This is a genomic window from Vicinamibacterales bacterium, from assembly GCA_036496585.1.
Taxonomy (GTDB): Bacteria; Acidobacteriota; Vicinamibacteria; order Vicinamibacterales; family 2-12-FULL-66-21; genus JAICSD01.
The window spans coordinates 1-25,715 of record DASXLB010000077.1 but is presented as its reverse complement, the minus strand read 5'-3'; the positions used below and the strand labels follow the sequence as shown (position 1 = coordinate 25,715).

Here is a 25,715-nt window from a genome sequence, read left to right as displayed (position 1 = left end):
CGGCGACGACGTCGGGGCGGTCGGAACGACGCTCCCGCGACCGTGACAAGGGTGACAAGGACCGCGAGCGAACGACGCCGGCGGCCCGGATCGAGGACTTGCTCAAGGAAGGGCAGGAAGTCGTCGTTCAAGTCGTCAAAGAGCCGCTCGGCACCAAGGGCGCCCGAATTACATCGCACCTGAGTCTGCCGGGCCGATTCCTTGTGTACATGCCGACGGTCAACCACGTCGGCGTCTCGCGCAAGATCGAATCGCGCGAAGAGCGCGCGCGGCTCCGCGGCATCGTCAAGAAGTTCCGCGAGGAGCACGGGTTCGTCGGCGGCGTCATCATCCGGACGGCCGCCGCCAGCCGCTCCGAGGCCGACATCGTCAGCGATCTCGCCTACTTCCACGAGATCTGGACGTCGGTGCGCCAGAAGATGGAAGCGCGCCGCCCGCCGGCCGTCCTCTTCCAGGAGCAGAGCCTCGTCACCAAGCTCCTGCGCGACATGCTGACCGACGACTACACCGCCATCCGCATGGACGACGAGGCGGAGTACCGCCGCGTGTGCCAGCTCGTGGAGCGGATCATGCCGTCGCTGCTGCCGCGCGTGAAGCTTTACAACAAGGAATATCCGATCTTCGACGAGTACGGCGTGCAGGCCGAGATCGACAAGGCGCTGCGTCCGAAGGTGTGGCTCAAGTCTGGAGGCTATCTCGTCATCAACCAGACCGAGGCGCTCGTCGCGATCGACGTCAACACCGGGCGCTACGTCGGCAAGAAATCGAGCGGCCGGCTCGAAGACACGATCGTCAAGACGAACCTCGAGGCGGTGAAGGAGATCGTCCGCCAGATCCGTCTGCGCGATCTCGGCGGCATCATCGTCCTCGACCTGATCGACATGGAAGAGAAGAAGAACCGCCAGAAGGTCTTCCAGGAAGTCGAGAAGGAGCTGCGCCGGGACCGGTCGCCGAGCAAGCCGCTGCAGGTGAGCGACTTCGGCCTGGTGATCGTGACGCGCAAGCGGGTGAAGCAGAGTCTCGAGCGGCAGCTGACAGAGCCGTGTCCGTACTGTTCGGGGTCGGGCTCGATCAAGTCGGCGGCGACGATCTGCTACGAGATCCTGACCGAGCTGAAGAAGATCGGCCCCGAACTGGACGGGCAGGGCGTACTGCTCCGCGTCAACCCCGATATCGCGCGCGCCCTCAAGGAAGAGGAGAGCGCCATGGTGCGCGACGCCCAGCAGGTGCTCGGCCGGCCGTTGACGATCCGTCCCGACGCCCACTTGCACCACGAGCAGTTCGACGTGATGGCGATCTGACGGCGGGCTGACGCGAGGACTCGGAGCCACAAAAAAAGGCCCGGCGCAGCGCCGGGCCTTTTCGTTTTCGGTCCTGTCTTCGCTGGCGCTAGCTCTTCGTCAGGTGGACCAGGTAGTAGTTGCCGCCCTTGTTGATCCAGACGCGCACGTAATCGCCGCCCTTGAGGGCCTCGACCTTGGCGCCGCCGGCCGGCGGGGGGGTGTCCTTCTGGACGAGCTGCTTCTCCTCGGCGGGGACGATCGAGACGACCTCACGCCCGGCGACCTGGCCGCCCTTGACGAACTCGACCCAACGCTCGAGCTTCTGATCGCTGCCCTTGGCGTCCGGTTTCGCTTCGTCGGCTGTCAACCTGACCTGGTACGTGCCAGCCGCCAGGTCCTTGCCGTCGGCCTTCACGCCTTTGGGAATGTGCACCATTCCGAGCGCCATCGGACCGGGGGCTGTCGCGTCCGCCGCCGTGTTGGGCTGTGACTTTGGGGCGGTGTGGGCGGCCGCGGCGCTGTCTCCGGCCGCCTTGCTCGTCCCCTTCTTCTTGGTTGCCGCCGGTTGCATGGCGGGCTGTTCCGCGGTGGTGGCCGCGGCAGGCGTTGCGGCCTGCTTCGTGGCACCGGCGGCCGGCTGCTTCGCCGAGGGAGCGGTCGACTGCGCGAAGGCGGTCGCGCCGAGCGCGACGGCTCCCGCCAGGGTGCCTACGATCACAAACTTCTTCATCTCTGCCTCCAAGCCTGACTCCTCAGGACTGGGATTGCCCGATTGCGTAGTCGATTATAACGGGACACACGCCTTTCGGCGAAGCAAAGCAAGGGGAGTGCCATTTAAGCGGTACGGCGGCCTATCGCTTCGTAATCACGACCGAACCGCTGAACGTGCTCACGTCGAGGACGGCGCTGCCGTCGCCCCACGTGCCGGCGAGATGGCGGCCGCTGGTGCGGTCGCGCGCGGTGATGGGGAAGTCGTCGGAGCGGATCTGCCCGGAGAAGCTCCTGGCGTCGAGTTCGAAGCCGGTGGTACCGCTCAACGCGACGCGCACCTCGCCCGAAAATCCCTTCAGCTCGTAGCGGCCGTTCCGGGCGAGCTGGCCCGAGAAGCTGATGTTGCCGCTCGTGGTATGCGCCTCGACGCGGTCGCAGCGCATCTCTTCCAGCAGCAGGTTGCCGCTCACCGATCCCGACTCCACGCGCTGAGCGGTGACACGGCGCAGCGTCACGTCGCCGCTGACGCTCGACGCCTCGAGCGGCCCGTCGGCCTGTCCGTCGATCACCTCGACGTTGCCCGAAATCGACTTGACCGTGCCGACGCGGCCGCCGCCGCTGACGCGGACGTCACCGCTGATCGACTTGGCGGTGATGTCTCCCTTGATGTCGGTGATCTTGACGTCGCCCGAGATCGTGTCGATGGCCAGGTGGATGCCGGCCGGCGCGGTGACGTTGTAGGCGACCGTCACGTTCAGGTTGCGGCGGTTGCTGCGGCGCATCTCGTCCCCGCCGGGGTAGTGCGTCTTCACCTCGACCCGATCGGGCCGTTCGGTCGCGTCGACGGTGACGAGCTGCAGCAGGTCGCGCGCGTCGGCGGCATCGCGGCCGCGCGCGATCTTGACGATTTCCACCACGGTGTCGCTGCCGCCGCGGCTGACCGTGATGTCGCCGGCGATGTTGCCGAGCATCAGCAGGCCGGAGGCGCCGAGATGGAAGGTCCGGGTCGTGCGCTCGGTCTGCTGCTCACGGCTGTCATCGCGGTCGCGGCGCTGGTACGCAGTGGCGCCCCCGTGCTTCGACTTGACGACCACGCGATCGGGGTAGACCTGCGCGCCGACGGCGGCCTGTGCCATGACGAGGGCAATAAGCGCTCCGATGAGAAATCTCTTCATGATTTGTTGACGAGCTGGGCTGCGGCGGCATTGTTGCCCTGGCGCATTTCGTTGATGAGCGCGATCGTGTCCTGCAGGAGCGAGACTTTCTGCCGCAGCGCCTCGAAGAGCGTTTCGCGGGCCGCGACGCTTGCCGGCTCCGCCTTGACCGCGGCGCGGTTCTCGGCGATTGCGCGGTCGATGATTCCGAGGTTCTTGTCGATGACCGCCGACGTGCCGGGATCGATCGCGCCGCCGTTGGCTCGCGCGACCTTCTCGAGATCCGCGATCGCTTTCTCGAACTGCTGCTGCGCGGCGTCGACCGCGGTCTGCGCGGCTTCCACGGACGGCGAGCCGGACCCCGCGGCGGCAGGCGCCGAGACGGCGGCCGCCGCCTGGCTGCCGGCGCGGGTCGGGGCCGGCGCCGATCGAACCAGCATGAGGATCGACGCGCCGGCCGCGAGCACCAGCGCCGCGGCAATCGCCAGCCAGCCGTACGACCAGCGCAGGCCGCACGGCGCGTCGGCGATCGCGACCAGCCGCGCCGGTTCGGGCGACTCGCGCTGCTCGCGGCGGAGCCGACCGGCGATCTGCAGCCACGCGCCATCCGGCGGCGCGAGCGGCGGCAGCGCCGCGGCGGCGTCGCGAATCCGTTCGAGATCGGTCCGTAGCGCCTGGCATGCCTCGCACTGCCCGAGATGCTGCTCGAGCTCGGCGCGGCGGATCGGTCCGAGCGCGCCGTCCACCAGCTCCTGAATCCGTTCGATGTGACGCTCGCAGGTCATGGCGTGTCAGACAGTAGTTTCCGCAATCGCATTCGCGCCTTGTGGACCTGAGATTTCGAGGTCCCTTCGGCAATCCCCAGCAGTTCGGCGACTTCCTTGTGCTCGAGGCCTTCGACATCGTGCAGCACGAAGGCGGCGCGGCAGCCATCGGGCAGCTCGCCCAGCGCCCGTTCCAGGTCGATCCTCGCCACCGCGCTGTCCGCCAGCCGGTGGGTGGTTCCTCCGACCGCCAGCGCGGTTTCGTCCAGCGCGTCGGTCAGCTGGCCCATGCGCGCCGCCCGGCTGCGCACGTAGTCGAGCACGTGGTTCGTCGCCAGACGGTACAACCACGTGCCGAGCGCGGCGTCGCCGCGAAAACTCTCCAGTTTCCTGTGCGCGGAGAGAAAGATCTCCTGCAGCAGGTCCTCGGCGTCGGTGGCGTTGCCGACCATCCGGTAGGCCAGGCTGTAGAGCCGTCCGGCGTGAGCCTTGTAGAGCTGCTCGAACGCTCCCAGATCGCCGCCGCGACACCGCGCCACCAGCGCGAGGTCTGCTTCTTTAGACGTCGGCATGCTCCGGCCGCGTTGCCCTGCGCACGGCCCTACTTACGAAAAACGAAGCGTTTTCGATCGAAATCGCGGACGCGGCGGCCGTGCACCGACAGCCCTTCGGCGGCGAGGAGCGCCCGTTTCAGGTGCTCGTGACCGCCGTAGCCGCCGAGCCGTCCGCCGGCGGTGATCACCCGGTGGCAGGGCACACCCGCCGCGGTGCAGCCCTTCATGATATTGCCGACGGCGCGTGCGGCGCGCGGCGCGCCCGCGGCCCCGGCCACGTCGCCGTAAGTGGCGACCCGGCCCACCGGGATGCGGCGCACGGCCGCCAGCACGCGCGTACGAAACCTGGCCGACGGGGCGATCGGGGCCGTGGCGGGTCCTACTGCTTCAGCGCAGGTGTCAGCACGTGGCCGTCGGTCGAGGCGAGCCGTACGCCGACGATCGCTGCGAGCGTCGGCGCGATGTCGACCGGCGACGCCGGTTCGCTGCGCGGACCGGGACGAATGCCCGCCCCGAAGAGGACGATCGGCACGTGCTGATCGTACGGGTTGGGCGTGCCGTGCGTCGTCACCACCGCCCCGATGATCCAGTTCTCCTTGGGGATGACGAGCAGATCACCGCTGCGGCCAGGGTAGTAGCTCAGCGCCGCCGCGCGGATCTGCGGATCCTTCGACGTGCGGGCCGCCTCGGTGTTGACCTGGTCGGCGGTCAGCACGCGTGCGACCCCCGAGAGTTTCGACATGGCGTCGATCACCGCCCGGGTCGTCTTCTCGTCGGCGCGCAGGCGGTCGTAGACACCCGGCTTCAGGTAGACGTCGGCAGACGCCACGGCCACCACGAACGGCCCGTCGCCGTACTGGGCGGACTTGAGCACCGCGTCAACCGAATTGCCGAGCACATTGGTCAGGACGCGGCCGCCCTGGCTCTGCTCGGGGATGTCGGCGACGCCGTGGTCGGCCGTGAGCGCGAGGACGTAGTTGCCGGCCCCCACTTTCTCGTCGAGGTGCGCCAGCAGCCGGCCGAGCACCCGGTCGACGTGGACCAGATCGTCCTGTATTTCATGGCTGCGCGGCCCGTAGCTGTGGCCGATGATGTCGAGCGTGGAGAAGCTCACACCGAGGAAGTCGGTCGCCTCTCCCTGCCCCAGCTTGTTGGCGTCGATGGCCGCCTCGGCCATCTGCTCGACGTACTGGTCGGCGTACGGCGATGAGATCCAGTGCGCGAAGAAGGTGGGACCCCCTCCGGGGCCGAGCGGGTGCGGGAACGTCGTCGACCAGCCGTTGGGTTTCCCCTCGCCTGGCCCGTCGTCCGGGCCGGTGTAGCGATCTTCGGGCAGGACGCGCTCCCACGTCTTGCCGCCGTCGCGATCGATCGGGTTGGCGGTGACGAATCCGGCGGCCCACGCGAGCGGTTCCTTGGCGAAGGCGCTCGAGGTGGTCCACGCGCCGCGCTCGTCGAGCCAGATCACCGCGTCGGCCTCGTGGCCGGCGAGGCCGATCGCCGAGCGCGCCTTGATCGCCATGGTGACGCTGCGTCCCTTGAGCTGCGCCTTCATCGTCTCGGCGAACGACGGCGTCAGCATCCGCACCGCGCTATCGCCGATCCCCGCGAGCCTGCCGTAGGAAATCTCGGTGGTATCCGGATCGGCGGTGCAGGTGATGGACTTGCCGCTCTCGCGATCGAACCACGCATTCTGGATGATGCCGTGATGATAGGGGTAGGTGCCGGTGCCGACGGTGGTGTGGCCGACGCAGGTGATCGTCTCGAGATACGGATAGGCGGCGTTCTGAAACCAGGCGCCTTCCGTGGTCAGCCGCTTCAGTCCCTGATCGTAGAGCGACGCGTAGCGCGTGAGATAGTCCGCGCGCATCTGATCGACGACCACCACGACGACCAGCTTGGGATGCGCCGCCTGCGCGGCGGCGGCGGGCACGATCGGGCGCGCCAGGACGAGCAGGGCGGCGGCCAGGACACACACACGGAGGGACTGTCTCATCGTTTCAACACCGGGAGATAGCAGAGCGCGCCGATGTACACATCGTATACCGCACACGAGATCGCGTACCACCGCGGCGCCAGCCCCTCGGGCAGCAGCCCCGGCCGGTGCGCGACGTCGAGAACGGCGTGCGCCGCGAAGGCGACGGCGACGATCGTCAGCGCCTGCCGCGGCTCCTTGACCATGCTCAGCCCGGCGGCGATCAGGAAGCCGATGGCGAGCGCGACGTCGAAGCCGACCCCGGGCTCGGTGTCGCGGACCGCCGCGAAACCGATGTAGGCGCCGGCGGTCAGGGTCAGCAGAAGCGCCGCGAACTGCGCCACCCGCAGTTCGTCGATCAGCCGCTGCGGTGTCGATGACGGCTGCGCGGCGGTCCGCACCGCGAGCCAGGTGAAGCCGGCCGCCAGCCCGCCGAAGCCGACGAGGACCGTTCGCAGGACTTCGCTCACGCGGTTTCGAGGAAGCTCAACGGATCGAGCGAATACTCGTCGGGATCGACCGGCGACACGACGTTCTCGAGCAGTTGCTCCCCCTGGCGATCGGGCTGCGGCTCCCACAGGTTCCGCTCGAACGGCAGGTCGAGGCGCGTGCCGTCGGCGGCGAACAGGACGCGGACCCGCGGCCGGTGCGGGTCCGGCGCGTGCACGTGCAGAACCACGGCGACTTCGCCGCTGCTCAGTTTCACCAGATTGCCCGGCGGATAGATCCCGAGCAGCTGGACGAACCGCCGCACCAGGTTCTGATCCATCTGAGCCCCTTCGTTCTTCTTGAGGACCGCCAGGATGCGATCGGTCGGATACGCCTGTTGATAGGTGCGCTGCGAGCGCATCGCGTCGTAGACGTCGGCGATCGCGCACAGCATCGACGCCAGGTTCAGCTGCCCCCGCTTCACGCTGAACGGATAGCCGCTGCCGTCGAGGCGCAGGTGGTGCTCGAAGGCCACGACCGGCGCCAGGATCGGCATCTCGGGCGTTCCCCGCAGGATCTCCGCGCCGTCGACGACGTGCCGACGCATGATCACGAATTCCTCGTCGGTCAGCTTGTCCGGCTTGTTCAGAATCTCCTTCGGCGTACGCACCTTGCCGATGTCGTGCATGAGCGCCGACATGCCGAACTCGCGCAGCAGCTTGCCGTCGATCCCGACGGCGCGCGCCTGCGCCATCGTCAGGATCGACACGTTCACCATGTGGGTGAACGTGTAGTTGTCGTAGTTGCGCATCGCGGTCAGCGCCATCAGCGCATTGCGGTTCTGCGTCACCGCGTCGGCGAGGCCTTCGACCGTCTCGAGCGCCGCCGGCGCGTCCGGAACCCCCTCGGATTCGGCGCTCCGCCAGGCGATCTCCGCCGCGGCGACGGCGTTGGAATACATCTGGCGGATCGCCGCGATATCGCTGGCGATGCCGTCCTTGTCCGAGTCGTCCTCGCTCTTCAACCGGCCGATGCGGACGTGCGGGGTCGACAGGTCCTTCTCGGCGTCCCCTCGTGCGCCGAGGCGGGAAAGGTTCCGCATGACCGTGGCGAGCTCGTCCTCGGTGACTCCGCGCTCGAAGGCGATCCGCTCGACCTTGTGGTCCTTCAGCTTGCGGATCAGCTCGCTCATCGTCGCGCTCACCTTGGGCAGCGGCGTGTCGGCGACGACGAGCTCGGTGCCGACGATGCCGATCGCGATCGAGGGCTGCTGCTGGTGCAGGGTGGCAAGCGTGGCGACCAGCGCGCTCATGTTGCGGGCGACCAGCGGGTGATCGGCGGCGTAGAGCTGCGCGGCGCGGACGCCGGCTGCGATCCGCCGAAGCAGGTCATCGTAGAGGGTGAGCCGCGAGACCGGTTCGCTCATGAAGTCAGGTGATCCGTTTGAGTTCAGCCCTGGCCGCGGCGCGGGTGCCGAACGGGCCGCTGGCGCTTGCATCGCGCAGCGCCTCGACGGCGGCCGGCGTGCCGATCCGCCGCAGCGCCTGCGCGGCCGCCGCGCGCGTACGGCGCGTGCGCAGCGGCGCGGTCCAGGTCCCCTGGTGCATCGCGTGCTTCAGCGCGTCGACGGCGTCGGCGCCGCCGTGCGAGCCGAGCGCCTCCACCGCGCCGGCGTAGAGGGCCGGGAACTGCTTCCGGTTGAGGTGCCGCACCAGATATGAGAAGAGCGGCGCCGCGCGTTCGTCGCGCGTCGACTGCAGCTCGGCGATCAGCGTGTCGCGCGGACGGCCGGTGCTGGTGGTCAGCGCCTGCAGCAGGATCTGCGACGCCGCTTCGCTGCCGTTGAAGACGAGCGCCTGGACGGCTTCTCGCTGCACCAGCGGTTCGGTGTCGGTGAGCAGCGGCACCAGCTCGCGCAGCCCCTCGGCGCCGCCGAACTCGCGCAGCAGGAACGCCGCCGTCCGCCGCACTTCCCAGTTCGCCGCGTGCATCAGCTGCTGCACCGAGTCGCGGCCCGCCGCGCCGAAGCCGACCAGGATGTCGCGCAGGCGGCGGCGCGCGCGCGCGTCCTGTTCGGCCGACAGCGCCTCGGCCAGTGGTGCGATCACGGCCGGTCCGATCGCGTGCGCGAGCCGCTTCAGCCCTTCATAGGTCTCGTCGCTGGCGGTGCGAAGCTCTTTGCCGGCCTGGCGGATCATCGCGCCGCCGCCCAGGCGTTCGAGCGCTCCCCGGCACGGCGCCGCGCGCCGGGGGTCGCGCTGTCCTTCCTGCGCCACCGACCCAGCCAGATCGACGGCCGTCTCGAAATGGCCGACCCGGACCAGATCCTCGGCGTGCGCGATCGCGGTGTCGGCGATGTCGCGCCAGCGCGCCGGATCCTCCTCGATACGGAGCAGGTCGCGGAGCAGCTGGTGGTCGAGATCGCGCAGGGCGCCGTCGGAGACCGTCGCCAGCCATGCCGCGATGCGCTCCGGGGGGTCGTCGCTCGCCGCCTCGACGTCGACCGCGCGCGCGCGCGCGCCGCTCAGCTCGCGCCCGTAGGCCTCCGAGACGAACTTCTCGTCCTTGTAGGACGTGAGCATGGTCTCGACCCGTTTCCACATCTCCTCGAACGCGCCCTGGTCCCCGAGGTCCGAGCCGGCGGCCTCCGTTTCGGCGAGCGCCAGCAACTGGCGCTGCCGGTCGGTGTCGGGAACGAGCGCGTGGAATGCCTGCGCCAACCGGTCGGTCGGACCGCGTTCGGCAATCACCGAGTTCGAGACGAAGCTCGCCACCGCGCCGTCGCTCATGCGATGCACCATGGCGTTGACGACGTCGACGTTGCCGACCATGGCGTCGGGCTGGGCGCGGTGGACGAGCAGCTCGAGCATCGCCTCCGCCGACAGCCGGCCGGCGGCGTGGCCCATGTGCCGCAGCGTCTGATCGAGCTGCGCCGGGTTGGCGCGCGATACGTATTCGGCCAGGCCGCGCAGGATGTTGAGGAACGCGCCGACCCGTACCGCGCCGGGGTGATTCTCGGTGCGCTTCTCCAGCTCCGCCATCATCACGGTGAGCCGGGCCGGATCGCCGACCAGATCCAGCAGCAGCCGCATCCCCGACTCGTCGAGCTCGAGCTGCTGGCCGAGCGCCGCGGCGACCAGGCGGTCGACGAACGCGGCGTCCCCTTGTTTCTCGCGCAGGACCTCGGCGTAGTCGATCTCCCGGAGCTCGAGGCTCGGGCCGCCGGCCGTCGCCCACAGTGCGGCGATGCCGCCGTCGGCGCGGATGTCTTCCGGCGCGCGGCCGAGGAGCGCGAGCAGCGTGCGCCAGGACTCGGCGCCGGCGCCGACGTTGAGGGTCAGGGATCCGACCAGCTGCCGCCGCAGCAGATCCGAGAGTTCGACCATCGCCGCGTCGGGCTTGGCCGGCGCGGTGTTGTGGACGAAGAGCGCGTGCGGCCGCACCTCGATCGCGAACGGCCCCGCCGCGGTCAGCGCGGCCGTCATCTCGGTCAGGCGGCCCAGCGTCGCCGTGATGGCCGGGTGCGCGGCGGGATAGAGCGACACCGCGCGCGCCGCCGCCTTGAAGGCGCGCGAGAACTCCGCAAGCCTCGCGGCGGTGTCGGCGTCGAGCGTCGCGCGCGTCTCTGACATGCGTCCGTTTACAGGTACTCCAGGGGATCGATGCCGGCGACGTCAGGATCGACGGCTTCGACCACAGCCCAAGTGTAGTCGCCTCGGCCGTCCGGTTCCCAGGTATTGACCAGGATCGGCGACTCGTGCGCGTGTCCGGCGCGGTCGCGCACGACGCGCACCTGCGGGCGGAAGGGATCGTCTGGGTGCTCGTGGGTGACGACCCCGATCTCCTCCGTCTGCAGCCGAACCACGGTGCCGATGGGAAACAGGCCGATCAGGTTGATGAACCGGCGCAGCAGCTTCGGGTGGAACGACGTGTCGTCCTTGCGCGCCATGATCGACTTGATGCGATCGCTCGGCAGCCCCTGCCGATAGACGCGGTTGCTGCGGAGCGCATCGTAGACGTCGACGATGCTGACGATCTGCGTGCAGAGGTTGAGCTGCCGCGCCGCGATCCCGGTCGGGTAGCCTGACAGATCCTGCCGCAGGTGATGCTCGAAGGCGACGATCGGCGCCAGCGCCGGCATCTCGGGCGTCCGTCGCAGGATGTGCGCGCCGTCGATGACGTGCCGCTGCATGATCGCGAACTCCTCGCGGGTCAGCGTGTCCGGCTTGTTGAGCACCTCCGGCGGCGTGTTCACCTTGCCGATGTCGTGCATCAGGGCGGCGAAGCCGAACTCGCGCAGCCGCGACCCCTCGAGGTTGAGCGAGCGCGCCAGCGCCATCGCCAGCACCGACACGTTCACCATGTGCGTGAACGTGTAGTTGTCGTACTTCTTGAGTGCGGTCAGCGCCAGAAGCGAGGTGCGGTCGCCGCCGACGAGCTTGGCGAGGCTGTCGATGATCGTCCGGGCGGCGTGCGGATCCGGCTTGTCGCCCGCCCGGGCCTGCCGCCAGAGCTGCTCAGCGGTCTCGACCGCCGTGCCGTAGACCCGGCGTGCCGCCGCCATGCCGGCCGGCGGCGGGTCGCCGCTGTCGAGCGACAGCCGGCCGATGACGATGCGGCTCACGCCGCCTTGCCGCAGCCGCGCCGGCAGCGTCGCGGCGGCCTGCCGTTGCGACAGCTCGACGACGAAGACGCGCAGCTCGTCGCGGGTGACGCCGCGCTGCAGGGTGATCTTCTCGATCTCGCGCTCGCGCAGCTCGCGCGCCAGGGCGGCGAGCGCTGCCGACCTTGGCAGCCGCTCGCCGTTGACGACCACGTCGTCGCCAACGACGCCGATGACGGCACTGCCGGTCGGCTGCGTGGCCGACTGGCACAGGCCGGCGAGCGCATCGAGGCTGCGCTGCACCAGCGGGTGCGACGGCGAATAGAGCGCCGCGCTGCGCACCGCGGCGGCGAGCCGCCGCACCAGATCGTCGTGCACCGACGCGCCGGCGGCGGTCGTCACCACTGCGACCCCTCCGTGCGCGCCAGCCGGCGCAGCATGCGATCGCCGTTCCGCGCCGCCTCGTCGAGCGCGTGCGCCGCGCCTGGCGTCTTGATCGCCCGCAGCGCGGCGACCGACTTCTCGCGGACCGCCTTCACCCGCCGGCGCGCCAGCAGCTTGTTCTTGCGGAGCAGCCCGGCCAGCGCCGCCACCGCCTGGTCGTCGCCGACCTGCGCCATCGCCTCCAGCGTCTCGAGCACGATCGGGTGATCGGCGCCGAAGGGGTCGCTGTCCTCGACGATTCGCACCAGCACCGGGACAACGCGGGCGTCGCGCTGCGCCACCAACGCGTCGACGACCGCGCGGCGCTGTTCGCCGGAAGCGGCCCGCAGCACCGTATGGATCGCCCGCGCGGCCGCCGGATCGCTGATGCCGGCGAGGGCGCGCACCGCCGCAGTTGTGACGCGGGCGTCGCTGCCCCGCAGCAGCGGCTGGAGCAGCGGCACGCACTCGGGTGCCGCGATGTCGCCGAGCAGATCCGCGGCGTTGCGCTGCGCGGCCCATCGGGCGCTGCCGACCAGCGGCGCGAGCCGGCTGGCCGCCTTGCCGCCGTAGCCGCGGATGATCGCCGCGGCGCGCGTCCGCCCCTCGGTCGGCGCCTCCGACTCGAGCTGCGTCCGCAGCGCGTCGATCGCCGCCGGCCCGATGCACTCGCACAGCTCCGCGAACAGCGCCGCTTCCGTCGTGGTCATGTCGCCCAGGAGATCGGCCGCCTCGTGGAACGCGACCGTCGCCACCAAGCCGTCGAGCGCCACCCGGCTCGCGTCGCCGGGGGCCCCCGCCGCGTCGACGGCCTGGCGCTGCAGCGCCGTCGCCACCGCCAGCGCCGACGCATAGTCGCCGGCCAGCAGCAGATCCTCGGCGAGCGCCGCGACGTCGCGCGCCAGCTGCGGCGCTTTTGCCGGATCGCGCTCGAGCGTCAGCAGATCAATCAGCAGCGTCGCCGAGAGCCGGCGGACGTTGTCCTGGTCGAGCGTGTCGATCAGGGCGACGAGATCCGCCGGCAGGTCGGCCGCCATCCGCTCGGCGCGGTCGCCGACGCCGTCGAGCCCGGTGCGGTACGACGGCGACACGAACGGACGCTCGTCGTGGGTGAGCAGCAGCGCTTCCATGGACGACCAGAGCGACTCGAACGCGTCCTGGCGCCCGAACTCGGTTTCGCTCAGCATCCGCCGGGTCAGAGTCAGCACCCGCGCCTTGCGTTCGTCGTCGCCGGCGATCGTGTGGAACACCGCGGCGAGCCGCCGGGACGCCTGTCCCTGGATGGCCAGCGTCGTCGCCAGCAGCTGCGCGACATTGACATCGTCGAGCGCGTCGATGATCCCTGCGACCACGCCGCCTCGCCCGGCGACGTCCGACAGGCCTTCGCCCGTCGCGGCGTCGCCGATCGCCGCGCCGCCGAGCATCTGCATCACGACGTGCGGGTGGAGCTGCGCCGTGGCGGCCGCGATGTTCTGCATCACCTCGTGGCGGCGCTCGGGCGACAGCACGTCGACGATGCCGACGAGATGATGGTAGGCCGCGACGACGGCCGCGGCCTGCGAGGTGAGCATCGGCGAGCCGTCGGCCGCGTGGTGCGCCGCGATGACGTCCTGCGCGAGCGCGCCGATCGCGCCCGCATCCCCGGAGATCTCGAGGAGCCGCGTCTGCAGACCGGGGTCGCCTGGCCGCCGGCGGTCGAGGACGGCCCGCACGATCGCGCGCCACGGATCGTCCTTGCGCCGGACCCGATCGGGGCTCTCGGGGTCCTGCAGCACCTGGCTGAAGTCAATCTGCTCGAGGGTGATGGCGGGGTCCCCGTCGGCGCTCCAGACCGCCGCCGGACCGCCGCGCTGCCGGACGGCGCGTGGGTCCTCGCAGAGGAGGGCGAGCAGCCGCTGCAGCGCGGTGGCGGCGATGCCGCCCGTCCACGCGATCTGCAGGACGTCGCGCTCGTGCAGCCAGCGCGCCGCGTCGGCGATCGCCGCCGGCTCGGGGCCTGCCGGGACGCCGCCGACGAGCAGGGTGTCGGGCGTGACAGCGAAGGAGAACGGCTGCCCGCCGCCGGCGGCCGCGGACGCCGCGCCGAGGCGATCGAGTGATTCCCGCACCGCCGGATGTTCGGGAGGGTAGAGCGCCCAGGTGCGCGCCGCGGCGAGCAGCGCACGCGCCAAAACCGCCAAGCGCCGCGAGAGGTCCGGTGAGAGGGTCGTGGCGTCGGCCATTTCGAAGGGAATGGGCGCGGTGAATTATACTCTTCGCCGCTCCCCATGCGCGCCGTCGATCTCATACGCATCAAACGGGATGGCGGCGAACTCGATCGCGCCGCGCTCGACTGGTTCGTCGCGGGGGTCACCGACGGGTCCCTCCCCGACTATCAGGCCTCGGCGCTGCTGATGGCCATCGTGCTCCGCGGCATGACGGCCGAGGAAACGGCCCGCCTGACCGACGCCATGGTGCGGTCCGGCGTCCGCGTCGACTACCCCGGCCTGGCGCATCGCGCCGTCGACAAGCACAGCACTGGTGGTGTCGGCGACAAGACGTCGCTCATTCTTGCGCCACTGGCGGCGGCCTGCGGTGCGCCCGTACCGATGATGTCGGGCCGCGGCCTCGGGCATACCGGCGGCACCCTCGACAAGCTCGAGTCGATTCCCGGCTTCCGCACGCGGCTGCAGCTCGACGAGCTGCGGCGCGCGGTCGCGACCATCGGCTGCGCCCTCATCGGCCAGACCGCCGAGGTCGCTCCCGCGGATCGCACCCTCTACTCGCTGCGCGACGTCACCGGCACGGTCGAGAGCATTCCGCTCATCACCGCCTCGATCATGAGCAAGAAGATCGCCGAAGGTGTCGGCGGGCTGGTGCTCGACGTGAAGTGCGGCGACGGCGCGTTCATGAAGACCGAAGACGAGGCGCGGCGGCTGGCGCAGTCGCTGGTCGCCACCGGCGAAGCCAACGGCGTCCGCACCGAGGCGCTGATCACCGCGATGGAGTTCCCGCTGGGGCGCGCCGTCGGGAACGCGCTCGAGGTGATCGAGTCGCTGGAGACGCTGAAAGGGCGCGGTCCGGCAGATCTGGAAGCGCTCTCGGTGGAGTTCGCAGCGCGCATGCTGGTGCTCGCCGGCGTCGAGGCCGATCTCGGCGCCGCCGCCGCGCGGGTGCGGGGGGCGCTGGCGTCGGGGGCCGGGCTCGAGAAGTTCCGGGAGATCGTCCGCAATCAGGGGGGGGATCCATCGGTGGTGGACGACTACGCGAAGCTGCCGTCCGCGCCGGACCGCGCCGCGATCGCGGCTCCTTGCGACGGCTACGTGACGGCCATGAAGGCGGAGGCCGTCGGGCGCGCCGCGGTGCTGCTCGGGGCCGGCCGCGATCGCGTCGACGCCGCCGTCGATCACGCGGTCGGGTTCGTCATCACGGCGCCGGCCGGGACGCGGGTGAGCCGGGGCGACCAGATCATCGAGATTCACCATCGGGCCGGTCACGGTCTCGCGGAAGCGCGCGCGCTTCTCGAGCAGGCGATCGTGATCGGGTCCGAGCCGCTCCGATCCGGGCCCCTGGTGCTGGACCGCCTGGCGCGGCAACGGACGCCGGGTTATTGAGGGCTGACGCGAACCACGCGCTGCCGACTGCGAACTGCCAACTGGAGCCCAATGCATGGCCGAAGCCAACACGACCGGCGCCCCCGCCTATCCACCGCCACCGCCCCGTGTTCCGTACGATCGGCGCGACGCGACGGTGATCGGCGCCGCGCTCGCGGCGGCTGCGGTGTGCGCGTTGACCGCCAACCTGCTGCACCTCCCGCAGCTGCAGCCGCTCACCGGATTGATCGTCCTGATGACGATCGCCTTCGCCTTCTCGACCAACCGGCGGGCCATCGACACGCGCACCGTCGCCTGGGGCCTGAGCCTGCAGATCCTCTTCGCGCTGATCGTGCTGAAGACGGCGGCCGGCCGCCTCGTCTTCCAGAAGCTCGCCGGGGTGATCAACCGGCTGCTCGACTTCGCGTTCGTCGGGTCCAGCTTCGTGTTCGGCCCGCTCGGCAGCAAGACGGCCTGGCCCCAGATCATGACCAAGGTGCTCGGCCCCGACGGCGCCCAGTACGGCGTGATCTTCGCGTTCCAGGTGCTGCCGACGATCATCTTCATCGCCGCGCTCTTCGCGATCCTCTATTACTTCGGGGTCATGCAGGTGGTCGTGCGCGCCTTCGCCATCCTGATGCGGCGCGTGATGCGCGCCAGCGGCGCCGAGTCGCTCAATGTGGCGGCCTCCATCTTCATGGGGCAGACCGAGGCGCCGCTGACGATCCGTCCCTTCATCCCGCGGATGACCGAGTCGGAGCTGATGACGGTCATGACCGCCGGGATGGCACACATCTCCGGCGGGATCATGGCCGCCTACATCCTGTTCGGCATCAAGGCCGAGCACCTGCTGACCGCGGTCATCATGACGGCGCCCGGCACGCTGATGATGGCGAAGATGTTCGTGCCGGAGACGCAGTCGCCGGAAACGGCCGGCACCGTCAAGCTCGAGATCGAGCGCACCGACGTCAACGTCATCGACGCGGCGGGGCGCGGCACCGGCGAAGGGCTGCAGCTGGCGCTCAACGTCGGCGCGATGCTGATCTCGTTTCTCGCGCTGATCGCGCTGGTCAACGCCTTGCTCGGCGTCGTCCACCTGAGCCTCGAGGAGATCTTCGGCTGGGTCTTCTCGCCGATCGCCTGGGCGATGGGCGTTCCCTGGAAGGACGCCGGGGTGATCGGCAACCTGCTCGGCACGCGGATGGCGCTCAACGAATTCGTCGCGTATTCGAAGCTCGGCCCGATGGCCGCGACGCTCGATCCCAAGTCGTTCACGATCGCCACGTTCGCGCTGTGCGGCTTCGCCAACTTCAGCTCGATCGGGATCCAGATCGGCGGCATCGGCGCGCTGGCGCCGTCGCGCCGCCACGATCTGGCGCGGCTCGGCCTGCGTGCGATGATCGCCGGCACACTGGCGAATTTCATCACCGCGACGATTGCGGGATTCCTGTTGTGATGAAGCCGTGGGCGGTGGGTCGCTGATGACATATCTCAACAGGGTTGACGAGGCCGTCGCGGCGATCCGGGCGCGGGTGCCGGAGGTGCCGGAGGTGGCTGTGGTACTGGGGTCCGGCCTGGGCGACTTCGCGAACCGCCTCGCCGATGCCACCGTGCTCCCGTACGCGGATCTGCCGCACTGGCCGGCGTCGAACGTGGTCGGCCATGCCGGCAGGCTGGTGACGGGCGTGCTCGCCGGCCGCCGCGTCGCGGCGTTATCGGGGCGCGTGCACGTCTACGAGGGGCACGACCAGCGGACGGTGTCCTTCGCGGTGCGGGTTCTGGGTCGGCTGGGCGTAAAGGTGCTGATTCTCACCAACGCCGCCGGCGGCATCAACGCCGTGCTGAAGCCCGGCACGCTGATGATCATCGACGATCACATCAATCTGCTCGGCAGCAATCCGCTCGTCGGGCCGAACGAAGACGCCTTTGGCGCGCGTTTCCCCGACATGACCGAGGTGTACTCGACGCGCCTGCGCCGCCTGGCCGACGAGGCCGCGCGCGCCCAGGGGCTCGCCATCGGTCACGGCGTCTACGTGGCCCTGCATGGGCCGAGCTACGAGACGCCGGCGGAGATCAGGTTTCTGCGCGCCATCGGCGCCGATGCCGTCGGCATGTCGACGGTTCCCGAGGCCATCGTCGCCAGGCACATGGGGGTGGACGTGCTCGGCATCTCCTGCATCACCAACGCCGCTGCGGGCGTGCTGCCGCAGCCGCTCGACCACAACGAAGTGATGGAGGTGGCCCGCCGCGTGCGCGACGGCTTCGCCGCGCTGCTGGAAGGGATCATTGGCCGCCTCTGACGCTCGCCGGATCGGCGAGCGCCGCGTGCGCACGCGCGACCGCCGCGAGGCGGATCGCCGGAGCGGTGTCGATCGCCGCGACGAGACGGCGTGGAAGCCCATTGCGATCGATCCCTCGGACTCGAGCAGCGACGAGGCAGCGCTGGTCGCTGCCGCCGTCGAGGCCCGCGACTTCGCGCGCGCGCCCTTCTCGCGGTTCAAGGTCGGGGCGGCGCTCGAAACCGCGGCAGGTGAGGTCATCACCGGCTGCAACGTCGAGAACGCGACCTACGGCCTGACGATGTGTGCCGAGCGGGTCGCGCTCTACAAGGCGCTCTCGGCGCGGAAAGAGGTGCGGTTCACCCGCATCGCCGTCGTCGCCGATACCCCGGAACCGACGCCGCCCTGCGGCTCCTGCCGGCAGCTGCTCTGGGAGTACTGCGGCGACATCGAGGTGGTGCTGGCGACCCCCACGCAGGTCACGCGGCGCCTGATGCTGTCGGCGCTGCTGCCGCTGCCCTTCGACGTGCGGCTGCTCTGATTCGGCGACACCCGTGCCTCATCCGCGGCCGCGCAGGTAGAATATCCGGATGCTCCCGACCATCGAGTTCCAGGACCAGGCGATCATCATGGTGGACCAGCGCAAGCTGCCCAGCCAGGAAGTGTACGTGCGCTGCCGCACGGCGCCTGAGGTCGCCAAGGCGATCCGGACCATGGTCATTCGCGGCGCACCGGCGATCGGCGTCGCCGCGGCCTACGGCATCGCGCTCGGCGTGCGAAACAGCGCCGCCAAGGGCACGCGCGGGCTGGCCGTCGATTTTCAGAAGATCTGCGACCTGATGGCGGGCACCCGGCCGACCGCGGTCAACCTGTTCTGGGCCATCGATCGGATGAAGCGGGTCTTCGCGGAAGGCGCGCAGGCCGGCGAGTCGGCTGAAGAACTGTCGGCCCGGCTGTCCCGCGAAGCCAAGCTCATTCATGACGAGGACGTCGCCAGCTGCCGCGCCATGGGGGCGTTCGGCGCCGAAATGGTGGCCGACGGCGCGCGCATCCTCACCCATTGCAACGCCGGCGCGCTGGCGACGGCCGGCTACGGCTCGGCGCTCGGCGTGATCCGGGCGGCCGTCGAACAGGGGAAGAAGGTGGCGGTGTTCGCCGACGAGACGCGCCCCTTCATGCAGGGAGCGCGGCTCACGGCCTGGGAGCTGGTGCGCGACGGCATCAACACCACCGTCATCACCGAGAGCATGGCCGGGCCGCTGATGCGCGCCGGCGAGATCGACCTGGCCGTGGTCGGCGCCGACCGCATCGCCGCCAACGGCGACACGGCGAACAAGATCGGCACCTACACCGTCGCGGTGATGGCCAAGGAGCACAACATCCCCTTCTACGTCGCGGCGCCGCTGTCGACGATCGATCTGTCGACGCCCGACGGCGATCACATTCCGATCGAGGAACGCGATCAGCGCGAGGTGAGCCACCTCGGCTCGTCGCAGTTGACCCCGGTCGGGGCCCACATCCGCAACCCGGCGTTCGACGTGACGCCGTACCGCTACATCACGGGCATCATCACCGAACGCGGCATCCTGCGGCCGACCTACGCCGACTCGTTGAAGAAAGCCTTTGAATGATCGGGTGATCTGGTGATCGGGTGATCGGATGCCGCGATCACCGGATCACCCGATCACCCGATTCCCCGATTCCCCCATGAACCTTCTGGCCATCGAGACGTCGTGTGACGAGACCGCCGCGGCGGTGATCGCCGAGACCGGCAACGCCGCGAAGCCGTGGCAGCTCTGCTCCAACGTCGTCGCGTCGCAGGTGCCGATCCACCGCGAGTGGGGAGGCGTCGTGCCCGAGCTGGCGTCGCGCCAGCACCTGCGCGACATCTGCGGCGTCGTCGAGCAGGCGCTGCAGGACGCGTCGCACGGCTGGTCCGACATCGGCGCCGTCGCCGTGACGCAGGGACCCGGCCTCGTCGGGTCGCTCCTGGTCGGCGTGTCGTTTGCGAAGTCACTGGCGTGGTCCCTCGGCATCCCGCTCGTGCCGGTCCATCATCTGGCGGGCCATATCGAGTCGCTCGTCCTGCAGCATGGTGAGCTGCCCCTGCCGTCGGCGGTGTTGGTCGTCTCGGGCGGCCACACCTCGCTCTATCTCGTGCGCGAGGCCGGCCGCTACGAACCAATCGCACGCACCCGCGACGACGCGGCGGGCGAGGCCTACGACAAGGTGGCGAAGCTCCTCGGCCTCGGCTATCCCGGCGGACCGGTGATCGACAGGCTGGCCAGGAGCGGGAACGATCGGGCCTACAACTTCTCTGCGCCCCGCATGACACACGCCGACCGTGTCAAGCCCGGCGCGACCGCGCCGCCCGGGCTGCTGCCGCCCAGCATCGAACGCAAGATCGACTTCTCCTTCAGCGGCCTCAAGACGGCGGTCGCGCGGATTGTCGCCGAGGACGGTGGACGGCGGGTGGACGAGGGAACGTTCGTGGCTGACGTCGCGGCGTCGTTTCAGCGCGTCGTGGTCGAATCCCTCCTCGACAAGACCTTCGAGGCGGCGAAGTGGCTGGGCGCGCGAAGCGTCGGCATCTCGGGTGGCGTGTCCGCCAACAGCCGTTTGCGCGCCGACGCCGAAGCGCGCGGCCAGGCGCTCGGCCTGCCGGTGTTCGTCCCGCCGCTGTCGCTGTCGACCGACAACGCCGCGATGATCGGCGCCGCCGGCCTCCGCCGCCTCCGCCTCGGTATCACGGCGGACTGGACGCTCAACGCGATGGCCTCGCTGCCTTTGTAGAGCCCCCGATCACCCGATCATCCGATCACCAGATCACCGGATCCCCCTATGCCTGTCTTCACCGACTACCTCTGGTTCACGACGCAGAAGCGTCAGGAGTTCATCCGCATCACCGACGAGGTCGCCGCCATCGTCAAGACGAGCGGCGTCACCGACGGCATGGCGCTGGTCTCGGCGATGCACATCACGGCCGGCGTCTACGTCAACGACTGGGAAAATGGCCTGATCGAGGATTTCCAGAAATGGCTCGAGCAGCTCGCTCCGGCCGGCCTGCCCTACCGGCATCATCAGACCGGGGAAGACAACGCCGACGCGCACCTGAAGCGCACGCTCATGGGCCATCAGGTGATGCTGCCGATTACCGGCGGCGCCCTCGACCTGGGCCCGTGGGAGCAGGTGTTCTACGCCGAATTCGACGGCCAACGGAAAAAGCGTGTCATCGTGAAAGTGATGGGGGCGTAGGGGGCAGCGATGGGCGATCGGTGATGGGTGATGGACGATACTGGTAAGTGTCCGGTGCTCCCTGTCGTCTCTCCCCGCAGCTATCCCGAGCGGCCGATCGTGGGGGTGGGCGCCGTGGTGGTCGTCGAGGGCAAGGTCGTTCTCGTGCGGCGGGCCCACGAGCCGCTCAAAGGGGAGTGGAATCTGCCGGGGGGCGGCGTCGAGCTCGGCGAGACCTTGCGCGAAGCCTGCGCTCGCGAGGTTCGGGAGGAGACCGGGCTGATCGTGGCGGTGGGCGCGACGATCGACGTGTTCGATCGCATCATGCTCGACGCGGCCGGCGGGGTCGAGTATCACTTCGTGCTGGTGGACTACGTCTGTCGCCCGATCGGCGGCGACCTCGGGCCCGGCACCGACGCGAGCGAGGTCGTGCTGGCGGATCCGGCGGCGCTCGATGCCTACCGGCTCACGGAAAAAGCCATTGAGATGATCCACCGCGGAATGGAGTTGCAATGATCGTTCTGGCACTGGCGACTGCGCTCGTCCTCCAGGCTCCTGTGGCGGGGCTGAAGGCGACGCTGCGCCTCAGCGTGGTGAAAGTCGACGGCCCTGGCGCGAGCGCGCCCGACCGGCCGACGCCGTACGGCAACTTCGGACCGCTGCTGCTGCAGCTCCTGACCCCGGCCGGGCCCGTCGAGATCGACTACACGATTGCGGGCGACGACACCCGCGCCGACGTCCGTGGGCAACTGGCGACGCTGCCGCGCGGCAGCGTGGTCCTGCAGCGGCTCGGGGACGAGGCGATCCGGGTGGTCAATCCCGGCAACCGGACGTGGTACGAGATCCCCGCCAGCCAGAACCTGGGCGTCCTTCTCGGCACGCCGGACGTCACGCTGGAGCCGGCCGGCGAGTCGGCGACGGTCGCCGGTCACCGGGCCGATCGGTTCCGTTTTCGCGAGACGCTGCACGTGCCGGTGCCGGAAGGGGTGAGTCTGCCCCCTGATTTTCCCGCCGACATCGCGCTCACCGGCGACCTCTGGTCGACCGACGAGTTCGCGGGCGGCTACGCCGGCGTGTTCAAGACCCTGCAGGCATTCGCGGCCATCCCCGGCGTCGAAGCGCTGACCGCCGGCGGCCGCTTCCCGCTGCGCATCGCACTGCGATCGGACGTCATGCCCGGTTACGAGATCCGCAGCGAGGTCGTCAGCATCGCGCCGGCGAAACCCGACGCTTCAGCGTTCGACGTGCCGGCTGGGTATCAGAAGGTGAAGGGGCAGTAGAGGGCTCCCAACTCCGACGGGCGTTGCGTTGGGAGTTGTGGACTGCGAGTCGAGAGTTGGGAGTTGACGATGGGTTTATCCCGCACTGAAGCCTGGGCGCTCGTCACCGAATTCACCGGGAGCGAGAGCCTGAGGAAGCACATGCTGGGCGTGGAGGCCGCGGTCCGCGGCTACGCGCGGCAGTTCGGCGAAGACGAGGACGACTGGGGCGCGGTCGCGCTCCTGCACGACTTCGACTACGAGCGCTATCCGGACCAGGAGAACCATCCCTTTCGCGGCGTCGAGATCCTCGAGGCCAAGGGCTATCCCGACTGGGTGACGCGCGCGATCCTGTCGCACGCCGACTATTCGGGCGTCGTGCGCGAGTCGAGGCTCGAGAAGACGCTCTACGCCTGCGATGAAATGAGCGGCTTCGTCACCGCGGCGTCGCTCGTCCGTCCGTCGAAGAGCATTCTCGATCTCGAGGCAGCGTCGGTCGTCAAGCGGATGAAGGACAAGGCGTTCGCGCGCGCGGTCAGCCGCGACGACTTGCGCCACGGTGCCGAGGCGCTCGGGCTGCCGCTCGATCAGCACATCGCAAACGTGATCGCGTTCATGCGGCTGCGCGCCGACGAACTGGGGCTGCGCGGCAGCCTGTAGCGCCGGGCGCGGCGCCCGCGAACAGAACCTCCAGATTTCCGTATAAGCTACTGACCGGAAATGGACGCAGTCGTACAGCTGGAGGGCGTCACCGTCGTCTACGGGAAGAACCAGGCCCTCAAGAACGTCTCCGCGCAATTCGACAAAGGGGCGGTGGGACTACTCGGGCCCAACGGCGCGGGCAAGAGCACGATGCTGAAATCGCTGCTCGGGTTCGTCAAGCCCGATCAGGGACGCATGACGGTGCTCGGCATGGACGTCGCGCAGGCGCCGCTCGCCATTCGCGGCCGCATCGGCTACATGCCGGAGAGCGACGCGCACATTCCCGGCATGAACGCCGTCTCGTTCGTCGCCTACTGCGGCCAGCTCGCCGGGCTGCCGGCCGCCGACGCGATGCAGCGCGCCCACGAAGTCCTCTACTACGTCGGTCTCGGCGAGGCGCGCTACCGCAACGTCGAAACCTACTCGACGGGCATGAAGCAGCGCATCAAGCTGGCGCAGGCGCTCGTGCACGATCCGGCGCTCCTCTTCCTCGACGAGCCGACCAACGGCATGGATCCGAAAGGGCGCGACGAGATGCTCGAGCTCGTGCGCGACCTCGCGCACAACAAGGGCGTCAGCCTGATCCTCTCATCGCACCTCCTGCCGGACGTCGAATACACGTGCGACTACGTCGTCGTGATGGACAAGGGGCAGGTCGCGACGCAGGGCCCGATCAACGAGCTGAAGGGGCCGGCCGGCCGCGTCTACGAACTGCGGGTCAAGGGAGATCTGCGCGGCTTTCTCGACGCGCTGGCCGCGCAGGGCATGCAGACGCAGGCCACCGACGAAGACGTGATGCGCGTGTTCGTGCCCGACGCGCTCGGCGGTCACCAGGCGATCTTCAAAGCGGCGGCGGCCTTCGGCGTCCAGGTGCGGCACCTGCGCCCGAGCGTGCCGACGCTCGAGGACGTCTTCGCCAAAGCGGTGGGCGAGGAATAGATGCCGATTCACGACCAGAGTTACCGGCACTACGGCGGCGGCCGCGCGCTCGCCGGCCGCGCCTGGACGGTGATCGCGTTTGCCGGCATCCGCAATTACCTCGGCCGCCGCACGTTCATCGGATGGATGCTGTTCGCGCTGATCCCGTTTTTCGTCCGCGCGGTCCAGTTCTGGGGCTCGGCCAACGTGCCGACGATGGCGGGCCTGGCGCCGAGCGCGTCGACCTTCCGCGACTTTCTCGGCCAGCAGGACTTCTTCGTCTTCGTGATCACCGTCTGGGTGGGCGCCGGCCTCATCGCCAACGACCGCCGCGCCAACGCCCTGCAGATCTATCTGTCGAAGCCGTTGATGCGATCCGAGTACATCTTCGGCAAGCTGGCCGTGCTGGCGACGTTTCTGCTGCTCGTGACGCTGGTGCCGGCGATGCTCCTGCTGCTGCTGAAGGTGGCGTTCGACGGCAGCATGAAGTTCCTCGCGGCCAACCTCTTTCTCATTCCGGCGATCGTCGTCGGCAGCCTGATCCAGGTCGCGCTGGCGTCGTTCACCATGCTGGCGCTGTCGTCGCTCTCGAAGAGCGCGCGCTACGTCGCCATCCTCTACGTCGGCATCACCTTCTTCACCAAGGCGATCTACGCGGCGCTCTACGCCATCACCGGCAGCAGCCGCATCGCCTGGATCGGCGTCACCAACAACATCGGGCAGGTCGTGGACGTCGTGTTCCGGCAGCCGCCCAGCTATCAGACGCCGTGGCAAGTGTCGCTGCTCGTCGTCCTCGGCCTGATCGCCGTGTCGATCTCCATTCTCGAACGACGCGTCCGCGGCGTCGAGGTGGTGACGTAATGGAGAGCGTGGCCGCGGCGCCCGCCGCGCCGGTCGTCAGCGCCGATCACGTCTCGAAGTGGTACGGCCAGGTGATCGGTCTCAACGACGTCAGCGTGGCGGTGCCGCCGGGCGTGACCGGGCTGCTCGGCCCCAACGGCGCCGGCAAGTCGACGTTCATGAAGCTGATCACCGGTCAGCTCAAGCCGAGCAAGGGAAGCGTCACGGTGCTCGGCGAGCCGATCTGGCGCAACCCGAAGATCTATTTCAACATCGGCTTCTGTCCCGAGCAGGACGCCTTCTACGAGCGCATGACCGGCCTCGAGTGGGTGACGGCGCTCGTCCGGCTGAACGGGCTCGGCGAGAAGGAGGCGGACGAAGCGGCCACGAAGGCGCTGACGGAAGTCGACCTGATCGACGCGGCCAACAAGAAGATCGGCGCCTACAGCAAGGGCATGCGCCAGCGCGTGAAGATGGCCCAGGCGCTGGTCCACGATCCCGACCTGCTGATCCTCGACGAACCGCTCGCCGGCATGGACCCGATTGCGCGTCGCAAGACGATCCGCATGATTCGGGAGTGGGGGCGCGCGGGCAGGAGCATCATCGTCTCGAGCCACATCCTGCACGAGATCGAGTCGATGACAGCGAACATCCTGCTGATCAACCAGGGCCGGATTCTCGCCGAGGGCAACGTCCACCAGATCCGCGATCTGATCGACGAGCATCCCCACACCGTGCACATCAAGGCGGAGCAGACGCGCGCGCTTGCGCGCCAGTTCCTCGCGTACGACGACGTGCTCAGCCTCGAGTTCGAAGATCAGGCGGTCGTCGTGCAGACGGCCCGGCCCGATGCGTTTTACGCGCGGCTCACGGAGCTCGCCGCCTCGGGCGAGCTGGGCGCCATTCACGAAGTGACCTCGCCGGACGACAACCTGCAGGCGGTCTTCCAGTACCTGGTGAAGTCATGAGCGACGTCGCACCCCGCGCCTCGCATCCCGCACCGTCCGTGTTCGCA

General features: G+C 69.4%; 25 protein-coding genes. 14 read left to right on the top strand and 11 right to left on the bottom strand.

The window, feature by feature from the left end:
- Nucleotides 1-1,301, top strand: a 1,301-nt coding sequence (locus VGI12_21800) for an Rne/Rng family ribonuclease (protein ID HEY2435319.1), incomplete at its 5' end; no start/stop codon positions are given.
- Between the two features lie 88 nt (nucleotides 1,302-1,389).
- Here VGI12_21800 and VGI12_21795 read toward each other — a convergent pair.
- From VGI12_21795 to VGI12_21745, 11 genes are all read right to left on the bottom strand, one after another.
- Complete coding sequence (locus tag VGI12_21795) at nucleotides 1,390-2,013, bottom strand: hypothetical protein (GenBank protein ID HEY2435318.1); 624 nt, start codon at nucleotides 2,011-2,013, stop codon at nucleotides 1,390-1,392.
- Nucleotides 2,014-2,134: 121 nt separating this feature from the next.
- Nucleotides 2,135-3,169: a DUF4097 family beta strand repeat-containing protein gene (locus VGI12_21790; GenBank protein HEY2435317.1), complete on the bottom strand. Its 1,035-nt coding sequence runs from the start codon at nucleotides 3,167-3,169 to the stop codon at nucleotides 2,135-2,137.
- Nucleotides 3,166-3,933, bottom strand: a complete 768-nt coding sequence (locus VGI12_21785) for a zf-HC2 domain-containing protein (GenBank protein HEY2435316.1) — start codon at nucleotides 3,931-3,933, stop codon at nucleotides 3,166-3,168. The genes VGI12_21790 and VGI12_21785 overlap by 4 nt, the downstream gene beginning before the upstream one ends.
- On the bottom strand, nucleotides 3,930-4,484 hold the full coding sequence (locus VGI12_21780) for an RNA polymerase sigma factor (protein HEY2435315.1): 555 nt from the start codon (nucleotides 4,482-4,484) through the stop codon (nucleotides 3,930-3,932). The genes VGI12_21785 and VGI12_21780 overlap by 4 nt, the downstream gene beginning before the upstream one ends.
- Before the next feature lie 29 nt (nucleotides 4,485-4,513).
- On the bottom strand, nucleotides 4,514-4,828 hold the full coding sequence (locus VGI12_21775) for an MGMT family protein (GenBank protein HEY2435314.1): 315 nt from the start codon (nucleotides 4,826-4,828) through the stop codon (nucleotides 4,514-4,516).
- A 17-nt stretch (nucleotides 4,829-4,845) separates the two neighbouring features.
- Nucleotides 4,846-6,462, bottom strand: coding sequence for an alkaline phosphatase family protein (locus VGI12_21770; protein ID HEY2435313.1), 1,617 nt, complete (start codon nucleotides 6,460-6,462; stop codon nucleotides 4,846-4,848).
- Nucleotides 6,459-6,911 (bottom strand): hypothetical protein, encoded by a 453-nt coding sequence (locus tag VGI12_21765; GenBank protein HEY2435312.1) that lies wholly within the window; start codon nucleotides 6,909-6,911, stop codon nucleotides 6,459-6,461. Before VGI12_21765 ends, VGI12_21770 begins: the two co-directional genes overlap by 4 nt.
- Nucleotides 6,908-8,296 (bottom strand): HD-GYP domain-containing protein, encoded by a 1,389-nt coding sequence (locus VGI12_21760; protein ID HEY2435311.1) that lies wholly within the window; start codon nucleotides 8,294-8,296, stop codon nucleotides 6,908-6,910. The genes VGI12_21765 and VGI12_21760 overlap by 4 nt, the downstream gene beginning before the upstream one ends.
- Before the next feature lie 4 nt (nucleotides 8,297-8,300).
- A complete protein-coding gene (locus VGI12_21755) occupies nucleotides 8,301-10,502 on the bottom strand; it encodes a HEAT repeat domain-containing protein (protein HEY2435310.1) in 2,202 nt (733 codons plus the stop codon).
- 8 nt (nucleotides 10,503-10,510) lie between these two features.
- Entirely contained in the window at nucleotides 10,511-11,875 is a 1,365-nt protein-coding gene (locus VGI12_21750) for an HD-GYP domain-containing protein (GenBank protein ID HEY2435309.1), read from the bottom strand.
- Entirely contained in the window at nucleotides 11,872-14,118 is a 2,247-nt protein-coding gene (locus tag VGI12_21745; protein ID HEY2435308.1) for a HEAT repeat domain-containing protein, read from the bottom strand. Before VGI12_21745 ends, VGI12_21750 begins: the two co-directional genes overlap by 4 nt.
- A 45-nt stretch (nucleotides 14,119-14,163) precedes the next feature.
- Here VGI12_21745 and VGI12_21740 point away from each other — a divergent pair, with 45 nt between their 5' ends.
- The 13 genes from VGI12_21740 to VGI12_21680 all read left to right on the top strand — a co-directional run bounded on the left by VGI12_21740 (nucleotide 14,164) and on the right by VGI12_21680 (nucleotide 25,668).
- Nucleotides 14,164-15,489: a thymidine phosphorylase gene (locus tag VGI12_21740; GenBank protein HEY2435307.1), complete on the top strand. Its 1,326-nt coding sequence runs from the start codon at nucleotides 14,164-14,166 to the stop codon at nucleotides 15,487-15,489.
- A gap of 55 nt (nucleotides 15,490-15,544) precedes the next feature.
- Nucleotides 15,545-16,924, top strand: coding sequence for a nucleoside transporter C-terminal domain-containing protein (locus VGI12_21735; protein ID HEY2435306.1), 1,380 nt, complete (start codon nucleotides 15,545-15,547; stop codon nucleotides 16,922-16,924).
- A gap of 25 nt (nucleotides 16,925-16,949) precedes the next feature.
- Nucleotides 16,950-17,768, top strand: coding sequence for a purine-nucleoside phosphorylase (locus tag VGI12_21730; protein HEY2435305.1), 819 nt, complete (start codon nucleotides 16,950-16,952; stop codon nucleotides 17,766-17,768).
- Nucleotides 17,755-18,288 (top strand): cytidine deaminase, encoded by a 534-nt coding sequence (cdd, locus tag VGI12_21725; protein ID HEY2435304.1) that lies wholly within the window; start codon nucleotides 17,755-17,757, stop codon nucleotides 18,286-18,288. The genes VGI12_21730 and cdd overlap by 14 nt, the downstream gene beginning before the upstream one ends.
- A 49-nt stretch (nucleotides 18,289-18,337) precedes the next feature.
- Nucleotides 18,338-19,378 (top strand): S-methyl-5-thioribose-1-phosphate isomerase, encoded by a 1,041-nt coding sequence (mtnA, locus tag VGI12_21720; protein HEY2435303.1) that lies wholly within the window; start codon nucleotides 18,338-18,340, stop codon nucleotides 19,376-19,378.
- A 76-nt stretch (nucleotides 19,379-19,454) separates the two neighbouring features.
- Nucleotides 19,455-20,540, top strand: a complete 1,086-nt coding sequence (gene tsaD, locus VGI12_21715) for a tRNA (adenosine(37)-N6)-threonylcarbamoyltransferase complex transferase subunit TsaD (protein ID HEY2435302.1) — start codon at nucleotides 19,455-19,457, stop codon at nucleotides 20,538-20,540.
- A 48-nt stretch (nucleotides 20,541-20,588) separates the two neighbouring features.
- Nucleotides 20,589-21,002 carry a secondary thiamine-phosphate synthase enzyme YjbQ gene (locus tag VGI12_21710; GenBank protein ID HEY2435301.1) on the top strand — a complete coding sequence of 138 codons (414 nt, stop codon included), beginning with the start codon at nucleotides 20,589-20,591 and terminating at the stop codon, nucleotides 21,000-21,002.
- A gap of 54 nt (nucleotides 21,003-21,056) precedes the next feature.
- A complete protein-coding gene (locus VGI12_21705; protein ID HEY2435300.1) occupies nucleotides 21,057-21,497 on the top strand; it encodes an NUDIX domain-containing protein in 441 nt (146 codons plus the stop codon).
- Nucleotides 21,494-22,261, top strand: coding sequence for a hypothetical protein (locus tag VGI12_21700; GenBank protein HEY2435299.1), 768 nt, complete (start codon nucleotides 21,494-21,496; stop codon nucleotides 22,259-22,261). The genes VGI12_21705 and VGI12_21700 overlap by 4 nt, the downstream gene beginning before the upstream one ends.
- A 69-nt stretch (nucleotides 22,262-22,330) precedes the next feature.
- The gene (locus VGI12_21695; protein ID HEY2435298.1) at nucleotides 22,331-22,900 is read left to right on the top strand and encodes an HD domain-containing protein; all 570 of its coding nucleotides are present in this window, start codon (nucleotides 22,331-22,333) and stop codon (nucleotides 22,898-22,900) included.
- Between the two features lie 60 nt (nucleotides 22,901-22,960).
- Complete coding sequence (locus VGI12_21690; GenBank protein ID HEY2435297.1) at nucleotides 22,961-23,881, top strand: ABC transporter ATP-binding protein; 921 nt, start codon at nucleotides 22,961-22,963, stop codon at nucleotides 23,879-23,881.
- Nucleotides 23,882-24,721: an ABC transporter permease subunit gene (locus VGI12_21685; protein ID HEY2435296.1), complete on the top strand. Its 840-nt coding sequence runs from the start codon at nucleotides 23,882-23,884 to the stop codon at nucleotides 24,719-24,721.
- Nucleotides 24,721-25,668, top strand: coding sequence for an ABC transporter ATP-binding protein (locus tag VGI12_21680; protein ID HEY2435295.1), 948 nt, complete (start codon nucleotides 24,721-24,723; stop codon nucleotides 25,666-25,668). The genes VGI12_21685 and VGI12_21680 overlap by 1 nt, the downstream gene beginning before the upstream one ends.
- Nucleotides 25,669-25,715: the final 47 nt, after the last annotated feature.

Excerpts from the sequence above, each read along its gene's own strand:
- VGI12_21795 (HEY2435318.1), bottom strand. The coding sequence starts at position 2,013 with ATGAAGAAGTTTGTGATCGTAGGCACCCTGGCGGGAGCCGTCGCGCTC.
- VGI12_21790 (HEY2435317.1), bottom strand. The coding sequence starts at position 3,169 with ATGAAGAGATTTCTCATCGGAGCGCTTATTGCCCTCGTCATGGCACAG.
- VGI12_21785 (HEY2435316.1), bottom strand. The coding sequence starts at position 3,933 with ATGACCTGCGAGCGTCACATCGAACGGATTCAGGAGCTGGTGGACGGC.
- VGI12_21780 (HEY2435315.1), bottom strand. The coding sequence starts at position 4,484 with ATGCCGACGTCTAAAGAAGCAGACCTCGCGCTGGTGGCGCGGTGTCGC.
- VGI12_21770 (HEY2435313.1), bottom strand. The coding sequence starts at position 6,462 with ATGAGACAGTCCCTCCGTGTGTGTGTCCTGGCCGCCGCCCTGCTCGTC.
- VGI12_21760 (HEY2435311.1), bottom strand. The coding sequence starts at position 8,296 with ATGAGCGAACCGGTCTCGCGGCTCACCCTCTACGATGACCTGCTTCGG.
- VGI12_21755 (HEY2435310.1), bottom strand. The coding sequence starts at position 10,502 with ATGTCAGAGACGCGCGCGACGCTCGACGCCGACACCGCCGCGAGGCTT.
- VGI12_21745 (HEY2435308.1), bottom strand. The coding sequence starts at position 14,118 with ATGGCCGACGCCACGACCCTCTCACCGGACCTCTCGCGGCGCTTGGCG.
- VGI12_21740 (HEY2435307.1), top strand. The coding sequence starts at position 14,164 with ATGCGCGCCGTCGATCTCATACGCATCAAACGGGATGGCGGCGAACTC.
- VGI12_21735 (HEY2435306.1), top strand. The coding sequence starts at position 15,545 with ATGGCCGAAGCCAACACGACCGGCGCCCCCGCCTATCCACCGCCACCG.
- VGI12_21730 (HEY2435305.1), top strand. The coding sequence starts at position 16,950 with ATGACATATCTCAACAGGGTTGACGAGGCCGTCGCGGCGATCCGGGCG.
- mtnA (HEY2435303.1), top strand. The coding sequence starts at position 18,338 with ATGCTCCCGACCATCGAGTTCCAGGACCAGGCGATCATCATGGTGGAC.
- tsaD (HEY2435302.1), top strand. The coding sequence starts at position 19,455 with ATGAACCTTCTGGCCATCGAGACGTCGTGTGACGAGACCGCCGCGGCG.
- VGI12_21710 (HEY2435301.1), top strand. The coding sequence starts at position 20,589 with ATGCCTGTCTTCACCGACTACCTCTGGTTCACGACGCAGAAGCGTCAG.
- VGI12_21700 (HEY2435299.1), top strand. The coding sequence starts at position 21,494 with ATGATCGTTCTGGCACTGGCGACTGCGCTCGTCCTCCAGGCTCCTGTG.
- VGI12_21695 (HEY2435298.1), top strand. The coding sequence starts at position 22,331 with ATGGGTTTATCCCGCACTGAAGCCTGGGCGCTCGTCACCGAATTCACC.
- VGI12_21690 (HEY2435297.1), top strand. The coding sequence starts at position 22,961 with ATGGACGCAGTCGTACAGCTGGAGGGCGTCACCGTCGTCTACGGGAAG.
- VGI12_21685 (HEY2435296.1), top strand. The coding sequence starts at position 23,882 with ATGCCGATTCACGACCAGAGTTACCGGCACTACGGCGGCGGCCGCGCG.
- VGI12_21680 (HEY2435295.1), top strand. The coding sequence starts at position 24,721 with ATGGAGAGCGTGGCCGCGGCGCCCGCCGCGCCGGTCGTCAGCGCCGAT.